The following is a 7,397-nucleotide window of genomic DNA, read 5'->3' on the forward strand; positions in this document are numbered from 1 at the left end:
ACTTATCGCAACGACAAGGGGTTATTTACCCAAGTCCGCGACATAAGGCAGCACGCGCGATGCCAGGCGCGTGTCGGTTTTCAGCAAGCCAACTTCATCGGCCAGGATGTGCACGGCTTCCATCAGCAGCACGTCCTTGGCAGCCTTGGCGGCTTTTTCCGCGTCGAGGTCGGCAGCCAGGCCGCGTTCATCCGCCTGCAAGCCGTCATCCGTACGCAGCGCACCTTTGACGCCGGCAACTTTCTTTTCAGGCTTGCCATTTTTTGCCGACGCAGCAGCCGACGCGGAAGCAGCCGCAGCCACCGTCTTCAGTTGCACGTCTTTAGGATCCGGCACCAGCACCGGATCGTCCGGCGACATCGCCGCCGCCGTCAGGCGCTGTTCCCGCAGCTTGGCGCGCGCCTCTTGCTGGTCGCGCTCCTTGCGGCGTACGGCTTCATTGAGCGAAATGACATTATCCTTGCGCAGTTTTTTCACGATCGCGATATCTTCTTCCAGGTATTGGAAGTCCTTGTCGCGCGACACGCGCTGCTCATGCTTTTTATCCAGCAGCGGCACGATTTCCTTCAATTCACCCGCAGGGATATACACGGCCGGCTTGATCGACGTCCAAGGCAGCGCATTGTCATAGCTGGATTCGCCGAAATTATCCGGATCCGACATCGACGGCAGGCTGATGTCCGGCTGCACGCCGCGCAGCTGCGTGGTGCCGCCATTGATGCGGAAGAATTGCGCCACCGTCATTTTCAGCTTGCCATACTTCGGCTTGTCGGTTGGGTTGTGGCCATCCAGGTTCCACAGCGTCTGCACGGTCCCCTTGCCGAACGATGGCTCGCCGATCACCAGGCCACGGCCATAATCCTGCAGCGCGGCGGCAAAGATTTCCGACGCCGACGCCGACGAACGGTTGATCAGCACGCCCACCGGACCATCCCACGCCAGCCCGGCGTGCGTATCGCTCTCCACTTCCACGCGGCCGGCGGCATTACGCTGCTGCACCACCGGGCCCTTGTCAATGAACAGGCCGGTCAATTCCACGGCTTCATTCAGCGAACCGCCACCGTTATTGCGCAAGTCGATCAGCACGTTGTCGACTTTTTCACGTTTCAATTCCGTCAACAGGCGCGCCACGTCGCGCGTGGCCGACTTGAAATCGCGGTCGCCACGGGCGCGCGCTTCGAAGTCCTGGTAGAACGTTGGCAGCGCAATCACGCCGATGCGGCGCTTGGCCGTGCCATCGCGCACTTCATAAATGGATTTCTTGGCCGACTGTTCTTCCATGCTGATCTTGTTGCGCACCAGCGAGATTTGCGCCAGTTTGCCATCCGGGCCGGCATCGGCCGGCAGCACGTGCAGGCGCACGGTGGAACCTTTGGCGCCACGGATTTGCGACACCACGTCGTCAATACGCCAGCCGACGACATCCTGGAATGCGCCATTTTCACCCTGCGCCACCGCAACAATGCGGTCGCCCACTTTCAGCTTGCCGGATAACGCTGCCGGGCTGCCCGGCACGATTTCACGCACGACCGTGTAATCGTCGCGCTGCTGCAGCTGCGCGCCTATCCCCTCCAGCGACAGGCGCATGGCGATATCAAAGTTTTCCGCTGCGCGCGGCGCCAGGTAATTCGTGTGCGGCTCGATCGACATGGCGTACGCGTTCATGAAAGTCTGGAACACGTCTTCCGTCGACAGCTTGCGCGAACGGCTCACATAGTTTTCATAGCGCTTGTCCAGCGTGGCGCGGATCGCCTTGTCATCCTTGCCGGCCAGCTTCAGGCGCAGCCAGTCATTTTTCACACGCTTGCGCCACAAGTCTTTGGCTTCCGCGTCATTTTTCGGCCAGTCCGCTTTTTCACGGTCGATCTGGTACGTCTCATCCGACGTGAAGTCGAATTTGCCCTTCAACAATTCGCGCGCATACGCCATGCGTTCGTTGAAACGCTGCTGGTACAGGTTGTAGATCGCGAACGGGATCGTCAGGTTTTCCTGCATGATCGCGTCATCGAGCTTGGTGCGGGCCGGCGCAAACTGGTCGATGTCCGCCTGCACGAAGAACAGGCGGTCGCTGTCGAGCAGCTTGAAATAGCGGTCGAAAATCTTTTCCGACATCGCGTCATCGAGCGGCGTTGCCTTGTAATGGAAGCGTGACAGCACGTGGGAGGCGGCCACGGCAGCCTGGCTTTGCGCGCCAATCGGCTTGATGTCGGCCTTGTCCGGCGTTGCGGCGCCCACCTGCACTGAAATCGCCAGCGCAATTGCGCTCAACAGCATCTGCTTCTTCATCGGCTTACCCCCGTTACTTTAAGGCGAAAAACTTTTCATGGAACCGGCGCACCTATATGGCGCCGGCGCTTCGGCTTATTCTACAGCGCGTATAGCGGTAGCGCAGCCTATTTCCCCTACAGATACGGGCGGAAACCTTAAGGCAGGATTAAAGTTGGCAGGCTGGCAGCCTGCAAGTGCTGACGGGCATCAGGAAAAGTGCAAATAATGCAGGGCGCCCCATGCCAATGCAGCAATCACCAAATAAGGCCAGGAACGCAGGGAAATCTTCCAGTCCGCCGCCGATGGCCAGCAGGCAAGGAATTGCGGCGCCACGGCAAAGGCCAGCAATAAATCTATGCCTTCGAATTGCCAGCCGGGCCGCGTGCGCCACAGCGCCACCAGCAATGGCACGCCCGCCACGAGAAATGGCGCCAGCGCCGCTGGCGCGGCGTTGTACCAGCGCACCCGCGTCAGGCTGACGGACCCCAACTGCCAGCCGCCCGCCATACGGCGCGGTACCACGGAAAACGCGGCGGGCCGCGCATACGTGACTAATCCAACGAAGAAATGCGCCAGTTCATGGCAAATGGTTCCGGCCAGGCGGAACAGCAGGAAAAAAGGATGCCATGCGGCCAGGCGCCGGATCACCAGCGCCAGCATGACGGAAGGCGCCAGGTACAGCAGCATGTCAAACGCCGCGCCCCGGTACTGGCAGATCCAGGCGGGGGCGATGGCGCTGCAATCGATCATGGCGGCCGGTGTTGGTCAGAAGTTACTCGGAATAAAAACAGCGTCCGCAAGCCTGGCGGTAGCGCTCATTGCCGCCAATGCTGATTTGCTCGCCTTCGCGGATGCGCTTGCCCTGCTCGTCCACGCGGATATTCATTGTGGCTTTTTTGCCGCACGTGCAAATGTTTTTGATTTCCTCGATATCGTCCGCGAGGCCCAGCAGATAGGCTGAACCTGGGAAGGGTTCACCGCGGAAGTCCGTCCGCAAGCCATACGTGATCACGGGAATACCCCGCACTTGCGCCAGCTTATGTAATTGCTGCACTTGCGCCGTGGACAGGAACTGCGCCTCATCAACCAGCACGCACGCAACCTTTTGATCGACCACGTGTAAAAAATCCGTATTTGCGTCAAACACTTCCGTGGCGCGCTGCGGCCCCAGGCGCGACGTCACGTGGCCCACGCCATAGCGGTCGTCGATGGCGGCCGTGAACAACCGCACGGCCTGGCCTTGTTCTTCGTAGTTATGGGCGACCTGCAACATTGCAGTGGATTTACCGGCATTCATTGCCGAATAGCGGAAATAGAGCTTAGCCACTTTAATACCAATCATGCTTCATCATGGTGCGGATTATACGGCGCGGGTGTTGAAAAGGGCGCATACTTTTCCTGTTCTGTGCATAAAATGCATATACAAGTTGATTAAGATTCGTTCCCGAAGTGAACCGTGCGGCTGAAAATCCGCGTTTTTCACGGGACGGGCTGCCGGCACAAGCGGCGGTGCGCGTCCCACCATCAAGGAGAACGCCATGAACACTCCCAAAGAGGCTGCCCTGTTCAGCCTGATCGGCGATACGCCGCTGGTCGAAATCACACGGCTCGATACCGGGCCGTGCCGGCTGTTTTTGAAGCTGGAATCGCAAAATCCCGGCGGGTCCATCAAGGACCGCATCGGCCGCGCCATGATCGAGGCGGCCGAACGCGACGGGCTGCTGAAGCCGGGCGGCACGATTATCGAAGCGACGGCCGGCAACACCGGGCTGGGCCTGGCGCTGGTGGGCCGCATCAAGGGCTACCGCGTCGTACTGGTCGTGCCGGACAAGATGTCGACGGAAAAAGTATTGCATTTGAAAGCGCTGGGCGCGGAAGTGCACATGACCCGTTCCGACGTCGGCAAGGGCCATCCCGAGTATTACCAGGATTACGCGGCACGGCTGGCGAAAGAAATTCCCGGCGCGTTTTACGCCGACCAGTTCAACAATCCCGCCAATCCCTACGCGCACGAATCCACGACGGCCCCGGAAATCTGGGAACAGATGCAGCATGACGTGGACGCCATCGTCGTCGGCGTCGGCTCGTCCGGCACATTGACGGGCTTGACGCGCTTCTTCCGCAAGGTGCAGCCGGAACTGGAATTCGTACTGGCCGATCCCAAGGGCTCGATCCTGGCCGAATACATCGACACGGGCAAAGTCAGCGACACCAGCGGTTCGTGGGCCGTCGAAGGCATCGGCGAAGACTTTATTCCCTCCATTGCGGACATGAAGTCCGTACACCAAGCCTATACGATCACCGACCAGGAAAGCTTCGACAGCGCGCGCTCGCTGCTGCAGGCCGAAGGCATCCTGGGCGGCTCGTCAACCGGCACCCTGTTGGCCGCGGCCCTGAAATACTGCCGCGAACAGACGGAAGCCAAGCGCGTGGTGACCTTCGTGGTCGATACCGGCACGCGCTACCTGTCGAAGATGTATAACCACAACTGGCTGGTCGACCAGGGGCTGGTGCAGCGGCCCAAAACCGGCGACTTGCGCGACTTGATCGGACGCCGCTTTGACGAAGGCAACGTGGTCAGCGTGTCGCCCACGGATACGTTGCTGGTAGCGTTCAACCGCATGCGCACCAGCGACCTGGCGCAATTGCCCGTGCTGGAAAACGGCAAGCTGGTGGGGATCATTGATGAATCCGACTTGCTGATGAAAGTCGATAACCACGCGGAACAGTTTTCCAGCCTGGTGGGCGCCACCATGACGTCGCGGCTGGAAACGCTGGCGCCCTCTTCCAGCATCCAGGCGTTGCGCAGCACGCTGGACCGGGGACTGACTGCCGTGGTGGCCGACGGCGCCACGTTCTATGGCTTGATCACCCGCTTTGATTTGCTCAACCACTTAAGGAAATCCCTGTAAATGACAAAGAAAAAAGCTGCGCTGGCCACCCGCGTCATCCACGGCGGGCAAGCCCCGGACCCGTCCACCGGCGCCATCATGCCGCCAATTTATGCGACGTCCACCTTTGTGCAGGAAAGCCCGGGCGTCCATAAAGGACTGGATTACGGGCGTTCGCATAATCCGACCCGCTGGGCGTTTGAACGCTGTATTGCCGACCTGGAAGGCGGTTCGCAAGGGTTTGCCTTTGCTTCAGGGCTGGCTGCCATTTCCACCGTACTGGAACTGGCCGATGCGAATTCGCACATCATTGCCGGTGACGATATGTATGGCGGCAGCTACCGCCTGTTTGAACGGGTGCGCAAGCGCAGCGCGGGCCACACGTTTTCCTACGTGGATTTGACCAATCCGGAAAACTTGCTGGCGGCGCTGCGGCCGGAAACACGCATGGTGTGGGTGGAAACGCCAACCAATCCCATGCTGAAACTGGCGGACTTGGCCGCGATTGGCAAGATTTGCCGTGACCGGGGCATCATTGCCGTGGCCGACAACACGTTCGCCAGCCCGCTGGTGCAGCGGCCGCTGGAACATGGCTTTGACATCGTCGTGCATTCCGCCACCAAGTATTTAAATGGCCATTCGGACGTGATTGCCGGCGTCGCCGTGGTCGGCAATGAAGCGCACCAGCAGCCATGGCGCGAACAACTGGGTTTCTTGCAAAACGCCGTGGGCGCCATCCTGGGCCCCTTCGACAGTTTCCTCGCGCTGCGCGGTGTCAAAACCCTTGCCGTGCGCAGTGCGCGCCACAACGCCAGTGCACTGGACCTGGCGCAATGGCTCACACGGCAGCCAAAAGTCGCGAAGGTCTATTACCCGGGCCTGGAAACCCATCCCCAGCATGCGCTGGCCAAACGCCAGATGGATGGCTTTGGCGGCATCATTTCCATCACGCTGGATACGGACCTGGCCGGCGCTCGCCGCTTCCTGGAGCGGTGCGAAGTCTTTGCGCTGGCGGAAAGCCTTGGTGGCGTGGAAAGCCTGATTGAACACCCGGCCCTGATGACGCATGCGACGATCCCGCCGGAACAGCGGGCCGTGCTGGGCATAGGCGACGGCTTGATCCGGCTGTCGGTGGGGATTGAAGACGTCGACGATTTACGGGCGGATTTGCAGGCGGCGCTGGACGCGATTTAATACCGGCGCGGGTGCCAGTCACCCGCGCCCCTTCGCATCGGCAGGCACCCCGAACACGCGCCGCACAAACGCTTCCAGCGCTAAAAACACGCCCTCCACGCCAAACCCTGCAATGAATGACAGCGCCGATCCGCTCAGCGTCCAGCTGGACGCCAGCGCGGCATCTGCCCCCGGTGATGCGCCGGACGGATTCACAAACAAGCCAATGCAGGCGCCGATGGTGGCGCCCAGCGCCAGCTGGCCCAGCGCCAGCGTATAGTCGCGCGGCATCAGCATGCTTTCACGCAGCTTGGCCCACAGGCTGCGCACGGCGGCGGCGCCCGCCCCGAGGATGCCATAACACAGCGGGAGCACGGCGCAGCCGATCACGTGCGTCAGCACCCTCGCCGGCTCTTCATCGCCGCCATATTCAGCCGCCTTGGCCGGCGGCAGCGGCGCATCGGCAATGGATTCAAAGGTGGCGATGCGGTACAGCTTATCCCAAGGCCGTATCCACACGTGTAAATTGCGCTGCGTGACCAGCCGTTCATTTTCCAGCCGCTCTTTGTCCGTGCACAGTTTGAGTTCTTCCACCGAGCGGTACCGGCGCGGCAAGCGCTCGCTGACCGGTTCGCAAAACAGCACAGCCGGCACATCCGTCCCGGGCGCAGCTTTATTTCTGCGCGCCAGTTCATCTGCGGATTCCGCTGCAGAGATCTTGCGGGCCACCTCGTCTTGCTGCGTACGCAACGTGTCCAGGTGCGTCAGCACGACATTGCCTGCAGTGATGTCCCATGACAGCACGCACGTCGCCACCATCCACGCGACAAGAAACAGGACGATGCGCCAGATGCCCCGGTTGAAGCGTCCGGCCGGGCCGATCAGGCCGGGAAATGCCGTGCGGGCCAGCGACATGCGGGTGGGCGGCCGGCTGAATCCCATGCCCGGGACAATCAAATCGCCATTGGCCGGGCTGGTAAAGGGCAAGGCCGGCGGCGGCATGGCGCCGCCAGGCGCCGCCGCAACAGCGCTGTAGGCGCCGAGGGCCGGGGGCGCGACGCCGGC

Annotated in this window: 6 protein-coding genes; 2 read left to right on the forward strand and 4 right to left on the reverse strand. The window is 61.1% G+C overall.

The genetic code is table 11. The annotated features are described in order from the left end of the window. Window positions 1-21: 21 nt before the first annotated feature. The 3 genes from GM668_RS27620 to GM668_RS27630 form a co-directional block, all read right to left on the reverse strand. The gene (locus GM668_RS27620; RefSeq protein WP_155442195.1) at window positions 22-2,286 is read right to left on the reverse strand and encodes a carboxy terminal-processing peptidase; all 2,265 of its coding nucleotides are present in this window, start codon (window positions 2,284-2,286) and stop codon (window positions 22-24) included. Between the two features lie 189 nt (window positions 2,287-2,475). Continuing rightward, the gene (locus tag GM668_RS27625; protein ID WP_155442196.1) at window positions 2,476-3,018 is read right to left on the reverse strand and encodes a hypothetical protein; all 543 of its coding nucleotides are present in this window, start codon (window positions 3,016-3,018) and stop codon (window positions 2,476-2,478) included. Window positions 3,019-3,040: 22 nt separating this feature from the next. Continuing rightward, complete coding sequence (locus GM668_RS27630) at window positions 3,041-3,610, reverse strand: thymidine kinase (RefSeq protein WP_155442197.1); 570 nt, start codon at window positions 3,608-3,610, stop codon at window positions 3,041-3,043. A gap of 196 nt (window positions 3,611-3,806) precedes the next feature. On the opposite strand from GM668_RS27630, the gene GM668_RS27635 reads away from it, so the two are divergent. Together GM668_RS27635 and GM668_RS27640 are read left to right on the forward strand one after the other, a co-directional pair. Continuing rightward, window positions 3,807-5,180, forward strand: a complete 1,374-nt coding sequence (locus tag GM668_RS27635) for a pyridoxal-phosphate dependent enzyme (RefSeq protein WP_155442198.1) — start codon at window positions 3,807-3,809, stop codon at window positions 5,178-5,180. Continuing rightward, window positions 5,181-6,353 (forward strand): trans-sulfuration enzyme family protein, encoded by a 1,173-nt coding sequence (locus GM668_RS27640; protein WP_155442199.1) that lies wholly within the window; start codon window positions 5,181-5,183, stop codon window positions 6,351-6,353. It abuts the gene before it with no gap. 18 nt (window positions 6,354-6,371) lie between these two features. Here the strand turns inward: GM668_RS27640 and GM668_RS30650 are convergent. Next, on the reverse strand, window positions 6,372-7,397 hold a 1,026-nt coding region (locus tag GM668_RS30650; protein ID WP_170305879.1), incomplete at its 5' end, for a hypothetical protein.

The sequence above is a fragment of the Pseudoduganella ginsengisoli genome (genome assembly GCF_009720865.1).
GTDB lineage: Bacteria > Pseudomonadota > Gammaproteobacteria > Burkholderiales > Burkholderiaceae_D > Rugamonas > Rugamonas ginsengisoli.

What these genes read in the sequence shown, in the direction of transcription:
- GM668_RS27635 (WP_155442198.1), top strand. Translation starts at nt 3,807, where the DNA reads ATGAACACTCCCAAAGAGGCTGCCCTGTTCAGCCTGATCGGCGATACG.
- GM668_RS27625 (WP_155442196.1), bottom strand. Translation starts at nt 3,018, where the DNA reads ATGATCGATTGCAGCGCCATCGCCCCCGCCTGGATCTGCCAGTACCGG.
- GM668_RS27620 (WP_155442195.1), bottom strand. Translation starts at nt 2,286, where the DNA reads ATGAAGAAGCAGATGCTGTTGAGCGCAATTGCGCTGGCGATTTCAGTG.
- GM668_RS27630 (WP_155442197.1), bottom strand. Translation starts at nt 3,610, where the DNA reads ATGATTGGTATTAAAGTGGCTAAGCTCTATTTCCGCTATTCGGCAATG.
- GM668_RS27640 (WP_155442199.1), top strand. Translation starts at nt 5,181, where the DNA reads ATGACAAAGAAAAAAGCTGCGCTGGCCACCCGCGTCATCCACGGCGGG.